Annotated in this window: 16 protein-coding genes and 1 other RNA gene; 13 read left to right on the top strand and 4 right to left on the bottom strand. The window is 54.8% G+C overall.

Translation table 11 applies throughout. From position 1 onward, the window contains the following. Positions 1–175 precede the first annotated feature (175 nt). A complete protein-coding gene (locus LH86_RS07355) occupies positions 176–1102 on the top strand; it encodes a bifunctional helix-turn-helix transcriptional regulator/GNAT family N-acetyltransferase (RefSeq protein ID WP_039299749.1) in 927 nt (308 codons plus the stop codon). A 432-nt stretch (positions 1103–1534) separates the two neighbouring features. Here LH86_RS07355 and rnpB read toward each other — a convergent pair. Together rnpB and LH86_RS07350 are read right to left on the bottom strand one after the other, a co-directional pair. Next, an RNA gene (gene rnpB / locus LH86_RS21765) (RNase P RNA component class A) lies at positions 1535–1911 on the bottom strand. Positions 1912–1970: 59 nt separating this feature from the next. Beyond that, positions 1971–2780 carry a DeoR family transcriptional regulator gene (locus LH86_RS07350; protein ID WP_039299747.1) on the bottom strand — a complete coding sequence of 270 codons (810 nt, stop codon included), beginning with the start codon at positions 2778–2780 and terminating at the stop codon, positions 1971–1973. Between the two features lie 251 nt (positions 2781–3031). Between LH86_RS07350 and kbaZ the strand changes: the two genes are divergently transcribed. From kbaZ to LH86_RS07310, 8 genes are all read left to right on the top strand, one after another. After that, a complete protein-coding gene (gene kbaZ, locus LH86_RS07345) occupies positions 3032–4324 on the top strand; it encodes a tagatose-bisphosphate aldolase subunit KbaZ (RefSeq protein WP_039299745.1) in 1293 nt (430 codons plus the stop codon). 24 nt (positions 4325–4348) lie between these two features. Beyond that, positions 4349–4822 (top strand): PTS N-acetylgalactosamine transporter subunit IIB, encoded by a 474-nt coding sequence (gene agaV, locus LH86_RS07340; RefSeq protein ID WP_039299743.1) that lies wholly within the window; start codon positions 4349–4351, stop codon positions 4820–4822. 10 nt (positions 4823–4832) lie between these two features. Then, the gene (agaW, locus tag LH86_RS07335; RefSeq protein ID WP_008453654.1) at positions 4833–5615 is read left to right on the top strand and encodes a PTS N-acetylgalactosamine transporter subunit IIC; all 783 of its coding nucleotides are present in this window, start codon (positions 4833–4835) and stop codon (positions 5613–5615) included. Next, positions 5605–6474 carry a PTS N-acetylgalactosamine transporter subunit IID gene (gene agaE, locus LH86_RS07330; RefSeq protein ID WP_039299740.1) on the top strand — a complete coding sequence of 290 codons (870 nt, stop codon included), beginning with the start codon at positions 5605–5607 and terminating at the stop codon, positions 6472–6474. Before agaW ends, agaE begins: the two co-directional genes overlap by 11 nt. A gap of 12 nt (positions 6475–6486) precedes the next feature. Beyond that, positions 6487–6921: a PTS galactosamine/N-acetylgalactosamine transporter subunit IIA gene (gene agaF, locus LH86_RS07325; protein ID WP_039299737.1), complete on the top strand. Its 435-nt coding sequence runs from the start codon at positions 6487–6489 to the stop codon at positions 6919–6921. A 349-nt stretch (positions 6922–7270) separates the two neighbouring features. After that, positions 7271–8428 carry an SIS domain-containing protein gene (locus LH86_RS07320; RefSeq protein WP_039299734.1) on the top strand — a complete coding sequence of 386 codons (1158 nt, stop codon included), beginning with the start codon at positions 7271–7273 and terminating at the stop codon, positions 8426–8428. A gap of 10 nt (positions 8429–8438) precedes the next feature. Then, entirely contained in the window at positions 8439–9317 is an 879-nt protein-coding gene (kbaY, locus tag LH86_RS07315; protein WP_039299732.1) for a tagatose-bisphosphate aldolase subunit KbaY, read from the top strand. A 22-nt stretch (positions 9318–9339) separates the two neighbouring features. Continuing rightward, entirely contained in the window at positions 9340–11229 is a 1890-nt protein-coding gene (locus tag LH86_RS07310) for an enterotoxin (protein ID WP_039299730.1), read from the top strand. Between the two features lie 42 nt (positions 11230–11271). Here the strand turns inward: LH86_RS07310 and LH86_RS07305 are convergent, their stop codons facing one another. Both LH86_RS07305 and rsmI read right to left on the bottom strand, forming a co-directional pair. After that, positions 11272–11874, bottom strand: coding sequence for a hypothetical protein (locus tag LH86_RS07305; protein WP_039299728.1), 603 nt, complete (start codon positions 11872–11874; stop codon positions 11272–11274). A gap of 142 nt (positions 11875–12016) precedes the next feature. Beyond that, positions 12017–12883 (bottom strand): 16S rRNA (cytidine(1402)-2'-O)-methyltransferase, encoded by an 867-nt coding sequence (gene rsmI, locus LH86_RS07300; protein ID WP_039299726.1) that lies wholly within the window; start codon positions 12881–12883, stop codon positions 12017–12019. Positions 12884–12944: 61 nt separating this feature from the next. On the opposite strand from rsmI, the gene LH86_RS07295 reads away from it, so the two are divergent. From LH86_RS07295 to dolP, 4 genes are read left to right on the top strand one after another with little or no spacing between them, the layout of a single operon-like run. After that, on the top strand, positions 12945–15047 hold the full coding sequence (locus LH86_RS07295) for a penicillin-binding protein activator (RefSeq protein WP_039299717.1): 2103 nt from the start codon (positions 12945–12947) through the stop codon (positions 15045–15047). Then, the gene (locus LH86_RS07290; RefSeq protein WP_008453674.1) at positions 15005–15400 is read left to right on the top strand and encodes a YraN family protein; all 396 of its coding nucleotides are present in this window, start codon (positions 15005–15007) and stop codon (positions 15398–15400) included. The genes LH86_RS07295 and LH86_RS07290 overlap by 43 nt, the downstream gene beginning before the upstream one ends. Positions 15401–15421: 21 nt before the next feature. Then, on the top strand, positions 15422–16012 hold the full coding sequence (diaA, locus tag LH86_RS07285; protein ID WP_008453676.1) for a DnaA initiator-associating protein DiaA: 591 nt from the start codon (positions 15422–15424) through the stop codon (positions 16010–16012). Positions 16013–16044: 32 nt separating this feature from the next. Beyond that, positions 16045–16620, top strand: a complete 576-nt coding sequence (gene dolP / locus LH86_RS07280; protein ID WP_008453679.1) for a division/outer membrane stress-associated lipid-binding lipoprotein — start codon at positions 16045–16047, stop codon at positions 16618–16620. The last annotated feature ends 100 nt before the right edge of the window (positions 16621–16720 follow it).

The following is a 16720-nucleotide window of genomic DNA, read 5'->3' as shown; positions in this document are numbered from 1 at the left end:
AAAAACACAGCACAGCAACGATCGTACCGATCACAATCCTTCTGTCCGTCGTATCGGGTTCTCTGTTTTGCATCCTGTCCTCCTGCTCGCTTGCCTGCCTGCTTAATTTCGGTATGATACACAAACTAGTTAACAGTGTTAACCAAATACATTTCCCCCATTGATGTGAGTTGTTATGCAGACCAACGAAATTGAAGAATTCCGAGCCGCGCTGCGCGAGATGGTGCGCGAGCTGGGCATGCTGAACAGGAAAAGCAGCGGGACCGATCTGTCGCCGTTACAAAGCCATATTTTGATCGAACTCGATCGCGAGCCCGCCGGGGTAACGGAGCTTGCCCGCCGCCTGTGCGTGGAAAAATCCAGCATTAGCAGAACGCTTCGCGGTCTTGAAAGTGCCAATCTGTTGGCAAGAATGCAGGATGAAAACGACGGGAGAGCCACTGTGTTCAACCTGAGCCAGGAGGGCATTGCCGCACTGAAAGATCTCACCAAACACGCTAACGACTTCACGGCCCAGGCTCTTTCTCTGGCATCAGACAGCGAAAAACAGCAGATCTATCAGTCGGTCAAATCGCTGACTCGCGCGCTGGTCAATGCCCGCAGCCAGCGGGATCTTCAGGTTCAGATTCGGCCCATTCGCCCAGAGGACAATCTCGCTATCGCCGAGGTTATCCGCCAAAGCTTCTGTGATAATAAAATCGATCATCTCGAAGGCGTGAGCCTGCACGATCCGGCGCTGAATGACCTGACCAGCGCCTACCAAAAACCCGGGTCTGGCTACTGGGTAGTTGAACACGAAGGCAAAATTTTAGGCGGCGTTGGCATCGCCCCGCTGCAGGGTGCAGGCGAAGAATATTGTGAATTACAAAAACTCTATCTGGACAGCAACGTGACGGGAATGGGCCTGGGAAGACGCCTGATGGCGCTGGCGATAGAGCAAGCCGAAGCGTTCGGCTATCGTTACTGCTACCTGGAGACGCTCGATGAGCTCAGCTCGGCGGTCTCACTCTACGAAGCATTTGGTTTCAAACACCTGGACGGCAGCCTGGGCAACACTGGCCACAACAGCTGTGAAATCTGCATGCTTAAAACGCTGCAATAGTATGAAGGCAAAACGCCCCGCAAGCTTGCACCTGCGGGGCGTTTCTATATGAATGAGTTGAAGCTGACCGATAAGCCGCTTTCTTTCTATGAAGAGCGTCGTGGACAGTCATTCATCTTGTTGTCTCTGAATGCAAAACGCCCCGCAAGCTTGCACCTGCAGGGCGTTTCGATATGAATGAGTTGAAGCTGACCGATAAGCCGCTTTCTTTCTATGAAGAGCGTCGTGGACAGTCATTCATCTCGTTGTCCCTGGATGCAAAACGCCCCGCCAGCTTTCACTGTGCGGGGCGTTTCGATATGAATGAGTTGAAGCTGACCGATAAGCCGCTTTCTTTCTATGAAGAGCGTCGTGGACAGTCATTCATCTCGTTGTCCCTGGATGCAAAACGCCCCGCCAGCTTTCACTGTGCGGGGCGTTTCGATATGAATGAGTTGAAGCTGACCGATAAGCCGGGTTCTGTCGTGGACAGTCATTCATCTAGGCCAGCAATCGCTCACTGGCTCAAGCAGCCTACCCGGGTTCAGTACGGGCCGTACCATGTGAACCCCTATTTGGCCTTGCTCCGGGTGGAGTTTACCGTGCCACGGACTGTTACCAGCCGCGCGGTGCGCTCTTACCGCACCCTTTCACCCTTACCTGATCCCGCTTGCGCGGGCCATCGGCGGTTTGCTCTCTGTTGCACTGGTCGTGGGTTTCCCCCCCAGGCGTTACCTGGCACCCTGCCCTATGGAGCCCGGACTTTCCTCCCCCTCGCCCGTCTCCCCCGAAGAGGACGACGACGAAGCGGCGACTGTCTGGTCAGCTTCGGCGCGCAGTATAGAGGGTTTCATCTCCCCTGTCACGCGGGCCCGCCAGAAACAAAACGCTAGTCGCCCACCAGCACAACATCAATGCCACTCTTGCGCAGCGCAATCAGGCTATCTGCCGGAATGCCTTTATCGGTAATCACCCGGTGAATTCGCTGGATATCGATGATTTTATGCAGGCTGGAGCGGTTAAATTTGCTGGAATCGGTCACCACGATAATCCGCTCGGCGACCTCGCACATTTTGCGGTTGAGGCGCGCTTCATCCTCATTATGAGTGCTCACGCCGCGTTCCGGATCGATAGCATCTACCCCGAGGAACAGCATGTCGAAATGATAATTTTGCAGCGACTGTTCCGCGCTATCGCCGTAAAACGACAGTGACTGACGACGCAGGTGCCCGCCTGTCATCAGCACCTCTACCCCTTCTGCTTCCAACAGGGCGTTAGCTACGTTGATGCCGTTGGTCATGGCGATCACTTCTTTATGCTGCAGCATCATCCGGGCAATTTCATATGTCGTGGTACCGGAGTCCAGAATCACCTTATCTCCGGACTGGATCAAACCTGCCGCCACACGAGCGATGCTGCGCTTCAGTGTAGTATTCAGCGAGCTTTTATCTTCCACCGAAGGCTCTGCTACCGCGCTACCAGGCTCACAGATCAACGCCCCGCCGTAGGCACGAACCGCAATGCCCTGCTTTTCAAGAAACGCAAGATCGTTGCGGATTGTGACGGTTGAAACACCAAAAAAAGAAGATAAATCATTAACCTGCACGCTTCCCTGCTGGCGAAGACGCTGAATAATCTGTTCGCGTCTTTCGCTGGTACCCGGAATACGTTTGTCCGTTGCGGTATCACTGTTTCTCATAGGGTAACCTTTCAATATATCTTTCGTTTCATTTCTATTTGTCTATTAACACCTTTCTTTTAGCAGAAAGCAAGCCCCAGGAATCTTCGTTCAAAAGGCGCAGTAAGCACACCAGCGCCTTTCATTATGTTTCTTTTGCGAAACAGATCTCAATTCCAGTATCTTTCTTTTTATTCTCAAACGCCATTAAGGCACGATTAAATGAAATGAATCGAAAGAAAATGTTTTAACCCATCAGCGTGGAGAGGAAAGTGAAACAGTTGATCGAATTTGTCGCTAACCACAAACGGAACAACCAGCACGGGATCTTTGCGGTGTGCTCCGCGCATCCGCTGGTACTTGAGGCCGCCATGCGCCACGCTCGCGAAGCCGGCACCAGCTTGCTTATCGAAGCGACCTCTAACCAGGTGGACCAGTACGGCGGCTATACCGGAATGACGCCTGCGGATTTCTGCGGTTTCGTTTATCAACTCGCGGAACAACACCGCTTTCCTTATGCCAACCTGATACTCGGCGGCGACCATCTTGGGCCAAACCGCTGGCAAACCCGGCCAGCCGAAGAGGCAATGTCCCATGCCGAAGAGCTGATCCGCAGCTATGTCGCCGCAGGCTTCAAAAAAATACACCTCGACTGCAGCATGTCTTGTGCAGACGATCCCGTGCCGCTCATGGATGACGTCGTTGCCGGGCGAGCAGCCAGACTGGCGCTGATTGCTGAGCAAACCTGTATCGACCACTTTGGCCATGCCGATCTGGTGTACATCATCGGCACTGAAGTACCGGTGCCTGGCGGTGCCCATGAAACTCTCGCTGAGCTCGCCGTCACAACTCCGCAGGCCGCAGATGCCACGCTGGAAGCTCACCGTCGGGCCTTTTCTGAACAGGGGCTAAGTGAAATCTGGCCGCGAATTATTGGCCTTGTTGTTCAACCCGGCGTCGAGTTCGACCACACCCAGGTGATTGACTACCAGCCGGAAAAAGCCCGGGCGCTAAGCAAACTCATTGCAGATTCGCCCTCGATGGTTTTTGAAGCGCATTCAACGGATTACCAGACCACGCAGGCGCTGCATCAGTTAGTGGAAGATCACTTTGCGATACTAAAAGTCGGCCCGGCCCTGACTTTTGCCCTACGTGAAGCCCTTTTTTCGCTCTCAGCCATTGAGCGAGAACTGCTCCCGGCACACAAATGCTCCGGCCTGAGGGACGTCCTGGAAAGCGTGATGCTTGACCACCCGGAGCACTGGCAGCAGCACTATCACGGCAACGGCGATGCGCTACGCCTGGCACGCGGCTACAGCTACTCTGACCGGGTACGCTACTACTGGCCGGATCGCGACATCGATGAGGCTTACGATGTGCTGGTCAGAAACCTTGCCCATGAACCCATTCCGCTACCGTTAATCAGCCAGTATTTGCCGCTTCAGTACGCCAAAGTGCGGGAAGCACAGCTGGCCGCCAGGCCTCATGAGCTGATTATCGACCATATTCAGGATGTGCTGCGCCAGTATCACGCGGCCTGTCACGGTGAGTTACCTCCTCATTAACACAATGATAATAAGGGAAATACCATGCCAAATATTGTCTTAAGCCGCATTGATGAGCGCCTGATCCACGGTCAGGTTGGCGTGCAGTGGGTCGGGTTTTCCGGCGCAAACCTGGTTCTGGTCGCGAATGATGAGGTGGCGGAAGATCCCATCCAGCAGAACCTGATGGAGATGGTGCTGGCAGAAGGGATTGCGGTGCGCTTCTGGCCGCTGCAAAAAGTCATCGACAACATTCACCGCGCGGCGGATCGCCAGAAGATCCTGCTGGTCTGTAAAAACCCGCGGGACTTCCTCACCCTGGTGAACGGCAACGTGCCGGTAACGCGTATCAACGTAGGCAACATGCACTACGTCGAAGGCAAAAAGCAGGTTGCTAAAACCGTATCGGTTGATGAACAGGACATTGCCGCCTTCACCGGCCTGAAACAGGCCGGCGTCGAATGTTTTGTGCAGGGTGTACCGACGGAATCAGCTCAGGATCTCTATAAGCTTCTCTGAGGTATTTGCTATGGAAATCAGCTTACTGCAAGCGATAGCCCTGGGCCTGCTGGCCTTTATCGCCGGTCTGGATATGTTCAACGGCCTGACCCATATGCACCGCCCCGTCGTCCTTGGCCCACTGGTTGGCCTTATTCTTGGCGATTTGCACACCGGTATTCTTACCGGCGGCACGCTGGAGCTTGTGTGGATGGGCCTGGCTCCGCTCGCTGGCGCACAGCCACCTAACGTCATTATTGGCACCATCGTCGGCACGACTTTTGCCATTACCACCGGCGTGAAGCCCGAAGTCGCCGTCGGCGTCGCGGTGCCTTTTGCGGTTGCGGTGCAGATGGGCATCACCTTCCTGTTCTCCGTGATGTCCGGCGTCATGGCACGTGCCGACCGCATGGCTGCGAACGCCGATACCAATGGCATTGAGCGCATTAACTATCTGGCGATGCTCGCACTCGGCATCTTCTATTTTCTGTGCGCCTTCTTACCCATTTATTTTGGGGCTGAGCATGCCAAAACGGCCATCGACATGCTGCCCGCGCGGCTGATTGACGGGCTTGGCGTCGCCGGGGGCATCATGCCGGCTATCGGTTTCGCCGTACTGCTGAAAATCATGATGAAAAACGTTTATATCCCCTACTTCATCATCGGCTTTGTTGGCGCAGCCTGGTTGAAATTACCGGTGCTGGCGATTGCCGCCGCCGCGCTAGCGCTGGCCCTGATGGATTTGATGCGTAAAGACCCTACTCCACCGCAGCCCGCTCGCGTCCAGAAAGAGGAATTCGAAGATGGCATCTGATACCCAAACGCTTTCACAGGCCATTGAGCCTGAGAACATCATCTCAAACGATAATATTTATGAAGATCAGAAGATTGGCGCGGAGCTAACCCGGAAAGACATCAACCGCGTGGCATGGCGTTCCATGTTGCTACAGGCCTCGTTTAACTACGAGCGTATGCAGGCCTGCGGCTGGCTGTATGGCCTGCTGCCTGCCCTGAAAAAGATCCACACCAACAAACGCGATTTAGCCCGGGCCATGCAGGGGCATATGGGGTTCTTCAATACCCACCCGTTCCTGGTCACCTTTGTGATCGGCATTATTCTGGCGATGGAGCGTTCGAAGCAGGATGTAAACAGCATCCAGAGCACAAAAATTGCCGTTGGCGCGCCGCTCGGTGGCATCGGGGATGCGATGTTCTGGCTAACGCTGCTGCCAATCTGCGGCGGTATCGGCGCCAGCCTGGCGCTTCAGGGATCGATACTCGGTGCCATCGTGTTTATCGTGCTGTTTAACGTGGTGCATCTGGGCCTGCGTTTCGGCCTGGCGCACTACGCTTACCGCATGGGCGTGGCCGCCATTCCGTTAATTAAGGCCAATACACGCAAGGTCGGGCATGCCGCTTCTATCGTCGGGATGACCGTTATCGGCGCCCTCGTTGCAACCTATGTTCGCCTGTCTACTACGCTTGAAATTACCGCCGGGGATGCGGTGGTTAAGCTGCAGTCTGACGTCATCGACAAGCTGATGCCGGCGTTTTTACCGCTGGTGTATACCCTGGCAATGTACGCCCTGGTCCGCCGTGGCTGGAGTCCCCTACGCCTGATTTGCATCACCGTCGTTTTAGCCGTTGTTGGGAAGTTCCTTCACTTCCTCTGAGGAGAAAAGCAGATGTTAAGCATCATTTTGAGCGGCCATGGAGGCTTTGCCAGTGGGATGGAACAGGCAATGAAACAGATCCTCGGCGAGCAGCCGCAGATTATTGCCATCGACTTTCCGGAAACCTCTTCCACCGCACGGCTGACGGAACAGTTTCACGAGGCTATCGGCCAGTTGGATGAACGCGAAGGTTTGGTCTTTCTGACGGATTTGCTGGGCGGTACGCCTTTCCGTATCGCCTCAACGCTCGCGCTTGAGAAGTCGGGGCGCGAGGTCGTTACAGGCGTCAATCTGCAGCTTCTGCTGGAAATGGTACTGGAGCGCGAAGGGCTAAACGGCAGCGAGTTTCGCCAGATGGCGCTGGAATGCGGGCACCGAGGCCTGACCAGCCTGGTCGACGAGATGGCTCGCCACCGGGCAACGGAAGCCAGCGAAGAAGGCATCTGAAGTAAAAGACCGGGTCGTTTATCTCCAGTTTCGAACCCCGTTTAATGCAGGCGGCGGCTCCTGCTGCTTTCATTATGCATCACTTTGGCCTGTGGCGAGATCCGCTATGGGCCTTTCTTTTTCTTTTCTTAATTGTCTGGTTTTCAATAACTATCTAAAAAAAACAATGCATTAGTCATAAACAAAGATCCACATCATGATTTTCGTTTTATTTCATTTTGTATATTGATCTTGTCGATTCCTTTCTATAAATTTTCACAAAGCACGATAAACCATCAAATGAAACAAAACGAAAGATTATGGGCGATAAAAAGCCGACATCTGACGCTGTAATGCTAAGGACTGAGTCATGAGTGAAACTTCCACGGCCACAGATCGCAGCCACACGACCTGGACTGAAAAAGAGATCCGCCAGCAGCCCGTGAGCTGGATCCGTTCCCTGCAACAGATAGACCGCACGCGCGACGAGATCGCCGCCTTCCTTAACCCGCTACTTGCGAACGACAAGCTAAAAATTATCCTCACCGGCGCCGGAACCTCGGCGTTTATCGGCGACATCATTGCGCCGTGGCTGTCTCGCCACACCGGCAAACAGTTTGTTGCCGTACCGACTACGGATCTGGTGACCAATCCGCTGGACTATCTATCCCCTGAACAGCCCACGCTGCTGATTTCCTTCGCTCGCTCCGGTAACAGCCCCGAGAGCGTGGCGGCGGTGGAACTTGCCAACCAGCTCGTAAAATCCTGCTATCACATCACCATCACCTGCAACGAGGGCGGCAGCCTCTACCGCAGCGCGCTGGAGGACAACCGTTCACTGCCGCTGCTGATGCCTGCGGAAACGCACGATCGCGGTTTTGCCATGACGAGCAGCATCACGACCATGATGGCAAGCTGCCTTGCGGTTTTCGCCCCGGACGTTATCAACACGCAATCATTTCAGGATGTCGCTCACCGCTGTGCCCAAATCATTCATTCACAGGGCGATTTCAGCGAAATTCCGTTTGGCGATCTTCCCTATGAACGCGTGGTCTACCTCGGCAGCGGTGGTTTGCAGGGCGTGGCGCGAGAAGCCTCTCTGAAGGTACTTGAACTCACGGCTGGCAAGCTGGCGGCGTTTTATGACACACCAACCGGCTTCAGGCATGGCCCAAAATCTCTGGTCAATAGTAAAACGCTAGCTGTCGTGCTGGTCTCCAGCGATCCGTACACTCGCCAGTACGATCTGGATCTTCTGGCGGAGCTGCGCCGCGACGGCCTGGCCATGCAGACGATCGTCATTTCGGCCGCCACCAGCCCTGAAATAACATCAGGTCCGCATATCCTGATGCCTGCCGCAGATCGCACGTTCCTCGACGTTGAGCAGGCGTTTTGCTTCCTGATGTATGCCCAGGTTTTCGCCCTCACCTCTTCTGTTAAAGCAGGCATTACGCCAGACACGCCTTCCGCCAGCGGCACGGTAAACCGCGTGGTTAAAGGCGTCGTCATTCATCCCTGGAAAGGCTGAGAGGTTCATTATGAGCATTATCTCCACGAAGTATCTGCTTCAGGACGCCCAGGCCAGAGGCTATGCGGTGCCGGCTTTTAATATCCACAATGCCGAAACCATCCAGGCGATTCTTGAAGTATGCAAAGAGCTGCATTCCCCGGTGATCCTTGCCGGTACACCGGGCACCTTTAAACACATCGCTTTCGAAGAGATTTACGCGCTGTGCCGCGCCTATTCCGAAAGCTACGGAATACCGCTGGCGCTGCACCTCGATCATCACGAAAGCCTGGCGGACATCAGCCGCAAAGTTAACGCTGGCGTGCGCAGCGCCATGATTGACGGCAGCCACTTCCCCTTCGCTGACAACGTGAAGCTGGTGAGATCCGTGGTCGAGTTTTGCCACCGCAACGACTGCAGCGTCGAGGCCGAACTGGGCCGCCTGGGCGGCGTGGAAGACGACATGGACGTGGATGAAGAAAGCGCTTTTCTGACCGATCCGCAGGAAGCCCGCCGCTTTGTCGAGCTTACCGGCGTCGACAGTCTGGCGGTTGCTATTGGTACCGCGCACGGCCTGTATACCAAACGCCCGAAAATAGACTTCAAACGGCTGGGCGAGATCCGTGACGTCGTCAGCGTCCCGCTAGTACTGCACGGCGCGAGTGACGTGCCTGACGAGTTTGTTCGCCGCGCCATCGAGCTTGGCGTCTGCAAAGTAAATGTCGCGACGGAATTAAAAATCGCCTTCGCCGCCGCGGTGAAAGAATGGTTTGGCGCTAACCCGGAAGGCAACGACCCACGCTTTTATATGCGCGTCGGCATGGACGCGATGAAAGAGGTGGTGCGTAGCAAAGTCGCGGTATGCGGCTCGGCGAATAAGTTGCTGCCGGAATCAGAAGCGGCGCTTTAACTCTCTGGTGTAAGGACCTCTGATGAAGACAATAATAAAAAGCTCCCTGCTCATGATGTTCATGAGCAACGCCGCGCTGGCGGCTCAGTATCAGCTGGAAAACACCAACCTTGCCGTCTCTTTCGACGATTCAGGCTCGGCGGTGGTGGTGAAGGACCGGCGATCCGATCACAAACTGGCGCCTGTCGAACTCTTCTTTCTGACGCTGCCGGATGAAAAAGTTATCCATACCGCCGACTTTAAAATCAAAAACGTCAGCAAAACCGCAGACGCCATTCAGATTGATTACGAGCGGGACGATTTCTCGGTCAACGTGACCCTGAAGCTATTGAAGGGTAAGTACGCGGCAGTGGACTACACGCTACAGGCAAAAGGCCAGCCGCGCGAAGTCGCGAAGGTCACCTTCTTCCCGACCAAAGGCCAGGCTCAGGCACCTTATGTCAACGGCGCCATCAACAGCTCTCCCATCGTGGCAGACAGTTTCTATATGCTGCCGCAAAAACCGATCGTGAATACCTACGCCTACGAAACCACCACTAACCTGAACGTTGAACTCAAAACGCCGATTAAAACCGACGCCCCGGTGACCTATACGGTCTACTTCGGCACGTTTGAGGCAACCGATCAGCTTCGCCGCAGCTTTAATGAATTTATCAACGCCATGCGCCCGCGCCCTTACCAGCCTTACCTGCACTACAACAGCTGGATGGACATCGGTTTCTTTACGCCCTACACCGAGAAGGACGTGCTGACCCGCATGGATGAATACGCCAGCGAACTCAGAAGCAAGCGGGGCGTAAAGCTCGACGGCTTCCTGCTGGATGACGGCTGGGACGATTTGACCGGGAAGTGGCTGTTTAGTCCGGCGTTTAAGCACGGCTTTGGTGTCATCAAAGAAAAAGCGGACAGTTTGCATACTTCCGTGGGGCTGTGGCTGTCACCGTGGGGTGGCTACAACAAGCCACGCGACGTGCGCGTTTCACACGCCAAAGAGAACGGCTTTGAAACCGTGGACGGCAAATTTGCCCTCTCAGGCCCCAACTACTTCCGTAATTTTAATCAGCAAATTATCGGGCTTATCAAAAACGAACATATCACCTCGTTTAAGCTCGACGGCATGGGCAACGCCAACTCGTACATCAAAGGCAGCCCCTACGCCTCTGACTTTGATGCCTCCATTGAGCTAATCAAAAACATGCGCGCCGCCAACAAAGACCTGTTTATCAACCTGACAACCGGCACCAACGCCAGCCCGTCCTGGCTGTTCTACGCCGACTCCATCTGGCGCCAGGGTGATGACATCAACGTTTACGGCAAAGGTTCGCCGGTGCAGCAGTGGATAACCTATCGCGACGCGGAAACTTATCGCTCCATCGTGCGTAAAGGCCCACTTTTCCCGATTAACTCACTGATGTACCACGGTATCGTCAGCGCGGAACATGCCTACTTTGGGCTGGAAAAAGTACAAACGGACCAGGACTTTGCGGACCAGACCTGGAGCTACTTCGCCACCGGCACTCAGTTGCAGGAGCTGTATATCACGCCTTCAATGCTGAACAAGGCCAAATGGGACACGCTTGCCGACGCGGCAAAATGGTCACGAGCAAACAGTAGCGTACTGGTCGACAGCCACTGGGTCGGCGGCGACCCGACGCAGCTTGAGGTGTACGGCTGGGCATCGTGGAGTAAGGAGAAAGCGATATTGGGCCTGCGGAACCCGTCAGATAAGCCGCAAAGCTACTATCTCGACCTGAGTAAGAACTTTGAAGTGCCGAACGGTGAGACCACGCGCTTTACGCTGAAGCAGATTTACGGCAAGAACGAGACCGTGAACAACGACTACAGCAAGCCGCTGGTTGTGACGCTGAAGCCGCTGGAAACGCTGGTGATTGAGGCCACGCCGGTAAACTAACAAAATCATAAGGCCCGAATATATCGGGCCTTATTCACGCTTTTATTCACAAGCCTTCTCTGCCACCAGCACAATACCACGGCGGGACTCATCAGGAGACAGGCTCCAAATCTCAGATTCAGGAATGCTTTCACCGTCATAGCAAACACGCTCTCCGTCATAGGGATAGAAATGCCCATTCTCGGTATTCAGCACAAACACCTTAACGTGCTTCGATGAACGGGCAATACGCCGCCAAATGCCTTGCCCCCCAGAGTACTGCTCATGATCGCTCATTAAGATCAGATCCTTATCCAGGATAAGATGCTCATAAAGCGTGGTTGCGACTCGCGTATCACGTGCCGGGCTGTCAACAACCACCCCCTCAACCTGAGTCACAGCTTTCGCTTCCCAGTAGCGCTTCACGGCAACAATAGATTCTTCCTGCCTGGTGCTTTTACGAGGAACAAGATCCAACTTAGCTACCACGAGATGGCGAAGTTCGTTGTTGTCATCAAGAGCCGGTTCAGCATAGATAATCGCCGCCGCAGTTTTATCTCTGCGAAAAACGATTAAAGCGGGCTCACCAAGAATTTCCGTGGTTCCAGAAATCTCGAATGCTCTTTCTAATGCTGCGGGGCTGTAGCTGATGGGGTAAACGACCATCCTTGAATCTCCTGGTATCAATACCGGCATAAACTTTAACTCCCTTAAAGTCATTCAGTCATGCACAAATTAACACCAGGGAGTTCGTTTTTTAAACGCTAACCGCACTGTAATGTGAAAACCAGGAGCCGGCTCGAGAAAACTATTTCTCGCTGTTTTCTAACGCATATTTGTACAAGGCATTCTTTTTCACGCCGTGAATTTCAGCGGCAAGCGCTGCAGCCTTTTTCAGCGGCAGCTCCGTCTGCAGCAACGCCAACGTACGCAGCGCTTCAGCGGGAAGTTCATCATCACCCTGAACTTTAAAGCCCTCAACAATCAGCACCATTTCGCCTTTACGGCGATTTTCATCTTCTTTTACCCATGTCAGCAGCTCACCAACGGGCGCGCCGTGAATTGACTCCCAGGTTTTGGTCAACTCGCGCGCCAGCACCACGTAGCGGGATTCGCCCAGCACCGTGCAAATATCATCGAGACTGTCGAGCAGACGGTGGGTGGATTCATAGAAAATCAGCGTTCTCGGTTCCTGCTCAATCGCCTTCAGCGCATCACGGCGACCTTTTGATTTTGCAGGCAGAAAACCTTCATAGCAAAAGCGGTCTGACGGCAAACCCGCCGCGCTAAGTGCAGCAATTGCGGCGCATGGGCCAGGAAGTGGCACGACGCGAATCCCCGCTTCGCGGCAGGTACGCACGAGGTGGTAGCCGGGGTCGTTAATCAGCGGCGTACCGGCGTCGGACACCAGCGCAATGCTTTGGCCTTCCTGCAGCTTCGCCAGTAGCGTTTCCGCTTTTTGTTGCTCATTGTGATCGTGAAGTGCGAAGAGTCGCGCATTAATCGCAAAATGCTGCAGCAAAAGTCCGGTATGACGGGTATCTTCTGCGGCAATCAGATCAACGCTTTGCAACACCGAGAGGGCCCGCTGGGTGATATCCCCGAGGTTGCCGATAGGCGTCGGGACGATGTAGAGCGTACTGGCTGAAATCGCCGCCGTTTCGTGTTGTTTCATTGTTTCATCCGTATTGCCGATTTAATATTGTACATTGGGAAATAAAACCACTGGATACAGAATGCTACCCTCAACCTTGAATCGTTCAAAAGCCGGGCGCTGCCTGCCTGTGTTGCTCGCGGCGCTGATTTTTGCCGGCTGTTCAACCCAGGCACCGGATCAGTCCGCCACGCTGCTGCAGGGCGACACCACCGCCGGGTCCGCTTACTATCTGCAGCAAATGCAGCAAAGTGCAGATGATAGCAAGACCAACTGGCAATTACTCGCCATTCGTTCCCTGCTAAAGGAAGGCAAACCTCAGCAGGCCGTGGCGTTGTATAACCAACTGCCGCAGCAGCTCAACGATGCGCAAGCGCGTGAACAACAGCTGCTGGTGCCGGAAGTGAAGATTGCGCAGAAAGATTTCAGCGCCGCCTCCGCCCTGCTGGAAAAGATTGACCCGAGCGCACTCGACAAGGGCCAACAGAGCCGTTATTACCAGGCTGTGATTGACGCTTCTCAGGGACGCCCGTCTTTAGCGCTGCTGCGCGCGTACATTGCTCAGGAACCGCTGCTGAAAGGCGATGCACATCAAAAGAACATTGATGGCACCTGGCAGGTTCTGTCGCAGTTCTCCCCAGAGCAAATGAACAGCCTGGTGATTAACGCCGACGAAAATACCCTGCAGGGTTGGCTGGATCTGCAGCACGTATGGAGCGATAACCGGAACGATCCTAACATGCTGAAAGCCGGGATTCAGGACTGGCAAACGCGCTACCCGAATAATCCAGGCTCAAAAACGCTGCCGACTCAGTTAGTGAATGTGCAAAACTTCAAACCGGCCTCAACCGGTAAAATCGCTCTCCTGCTGCCGCTCAACGGCCAGGCTGCGGTGTTTGGCCGCGCGATTGAGCAAGGGTTTGAAGCGGCGAAAAACAACGGCGTCGCGCCGGTTGCAGCCGTTCAGCCTGCCGCTCAGCCCGTAGGTCCTAATGCACAACAACAGTCTGCTCCGCCTCAAGAACAGCCTCAGCCGCAAGAGCCTCAGACCCCCGCAGATCCTAATGCTGCAGTGAGCCCGGCAAGCGCGTCCGTCAGCGATTTAACAGACCAGAAGGCACAGGCCGCAACGCCGCAAACCGCAGCGCCAGCAACGCCGGCTGCCCAGCCAGACGCGCAAACCGCACCATCTGTTGCCGCGAACCCTTCGGCAGAAATTAAGATTTACGACACCAGCAGCCAGCCGCTTTCTCAGGTTCTGGCACAGGCACAGCAGGACGGCGCTACACTGGTCGTTGGCCCGTTGCTAAAAAACAATGTTGATCAGCTGGCCAGCACTAACAGCCCGTTAAATATTCTGGCGCTTAACCAGCCTGAAAACGTGCAGAATCGCCCTAACATCTGCTATTTCGCGCTTTCTCCAGAAGATGAAGCCCGTGATGCGGCGGATCATATCTGGCAGCAAAGCCATCGCAATCCGCTGATGCTGATTCCTTCAAACGCTCTGGGCGACCGAGTGGCGAAAGCCTTTGCTACCGAATGGCAGAAACTCGGCGGCGGTCTGGTACTGCAGCAGAAATTTGGTTCAGTGAGCGATCTGAAGCGCGGGATTAACAGCGGCTCCGGCATCGCCTTGACCGGCACCCCGGTCAGCACCCCGTCCAATACGCCGCCAGGTGTCACCATTGGCGGGCTGACGATTCCGGCAGCACCTACAGATGCGCAAATCACCGCAGGCAGCAGCGGCAACGTGGACGCGGTCTACATCATTGCGACCTCCGAAGAAGTGGCGCTGATCAAACCGATGATTGCGATGCGCACCGGCAGCCGCAGCAGCGCTCAGCTGTATGCCAGCTCGCGCAGCTCGCAGGGCGTGAACGGCCCGGACTACCGCCTGGAAATGGAAGGCCTGCAGTTTAGTGAAATCCCGATGCTTTCCGGCGGTAATCCACAGCTGATGCAGCAGGCGTTAAGCAGCGTCAACAATGACTACTCGCTGGCGCGTCTGTATGCCATGGGCGTTGACGCCTGGACGCTGGCCAGCCACTTCTCACAGATACGCCAGGTGCCGGGCTACCAGGTCAACGGCAACACCGGGCAACTGACCGCCAGCCAGGACTGCGTCATTAACAGGAAGTTAAATTGGCTGCAATTCAGTCAGGGCCAGATCGTTCCGGTATCCTGAACCGCAAGCAACGCGGCGCACGCTATGAACAGCAGGCGCGTCGCTATCTTGAGCGCGAGGGAATGCGCTTCGTAGCCGCGAATGTGCATGTTCGCGGCGGCGAAATCGACCTCATCATGCAACAGCAGCAGGTTATCGTTTTTGTGGAAGTACGTTTTCGGCGTAACGATAAGTTCGGCGGAGCCGCCGCCAGCGTGACGCGCAGCAAGCAGCTGCGCCTGCTGCATGCCGCTCAGGTTTGGCTTAGCGGCAAAGGTCAAAGTTTTGATACTGTAGATTGCCGTTTCGATGTGTTAGCTTTCACCGGCAATGAAATAGCGTGGCTGACCAACGCGTTTGCCGCCGATATCTAAAAAACTCCAGGTAGAATCAACGTGCTCGAAAGAATCAAAGTCTGCTTCACGGAAAGTATTCAAACTCAGATTGCCGCAGCGGAAGCCCTGCCGGACGCCATCTCCCGTGCCGCGATGACGCTGGTTCAGTCTTTGCTGAACGGCAACAAAATCCTCTGTTGTGGCAATGGTACCTCCGCCGCCAACGCACAGCATTTTGCTGCCAGCATGATCAACCGTTTTGAAACAGAGCGCCCTAGTTTACCAGCCATTGCACTTAATGCAGATAATGTGGTCTTAACCGCGATCGCTAACGACCGTCTGCATGAAGAAGTTTATGCCAAGCAGGTTCGTGCGCTGGGCCACGCCGGGGACGTTTTGCTGGCGATTTCCACCCGAGGCAATAGCCGTGATATTGTCAAAGCGGTTGAGGCCGCTGTCACCCGCGACATGACCATCGTCGCGCTGACGGGATATGACGGCGGCGAACTGGCAGGACTGTTGGGGCCACAGGATGTTGAAATCCGAATCCCTTCTCATCGCAGCGCCCGCATCCAGGAGATGCATATGCTGACGGTAAACTGTTTATGCGATCTGATCGACAATACGCTATTTCCTCACCAGGATGGCTAATAGCTAATTTTGAGAAAGGAGAAGGAATGAACATGAAGGCCATTACGCCAGTCGCAGTTCTTATTTCCGCGCTGTTGCTGCAGGGCTGCGTCGGTGCCGTTGTTGTGGGAAGCGCCGCCGTGGCGACAAAAACTGCGACAGACCCACGCACCGTTGGGACTCAGGTTGATGACGGCACGCTTGAATTACGCGTGAACAGCGCGCTCAACAAGGATGAGCAAATCAAGAAAGAAGCACGCATTAACGTGACGGCTTACCAGGGCAAAGTGCTGCTGGCTGGTCAGTCTCCTAACCCAGACCTCGCCTCTCGTGCGAAGCAAATTGCGTTGGGTGTAGACGGCGCAACCGAAGTCTATAACGAGATTCGAATTATGGCTCCGGTCGGCCTGGGTGTCGCATCGAGCGATACGTGGATCACCACAAAAGTTCGCTCTCAGTTGCTCACCAGCGACCAGGTGAAATCGTCTAACGTGAAAGTCACTACGGAGAATGGCGAAGTATTCCTGCTTGGCCTGGTGACCGAACGTGAAGGTAAAGCCGCGGCGGATATTGCCAGCCGGGTTAGCGGCGTGAAGCACGTCACCACCGCGTTCACGATCCTGAAATAACGGCCCCTCACCCTAACCCTCTCCCCACAGGGGAGAGGGGATAACACCAATCCGTCGATTAAATTTACGCCAGTTTTCATCCCGGCGAAGTAACTGTGGC

Origin of the sequence: Cedecea neteri, assembly GCF_000758325.1 — a bacterium.
GTDB classification, from domain to species: Bacteria; Pseudomonadota; Gammaproteobacteria; order Enterobacterales; family Enterobacteriaceae; genus Cedecea; species Cedecea neteri_B.
Note: the sequence above shows the minus strand (reverse complement) of the source record. Positions and strands in the feature narration are given on the sequence as shown.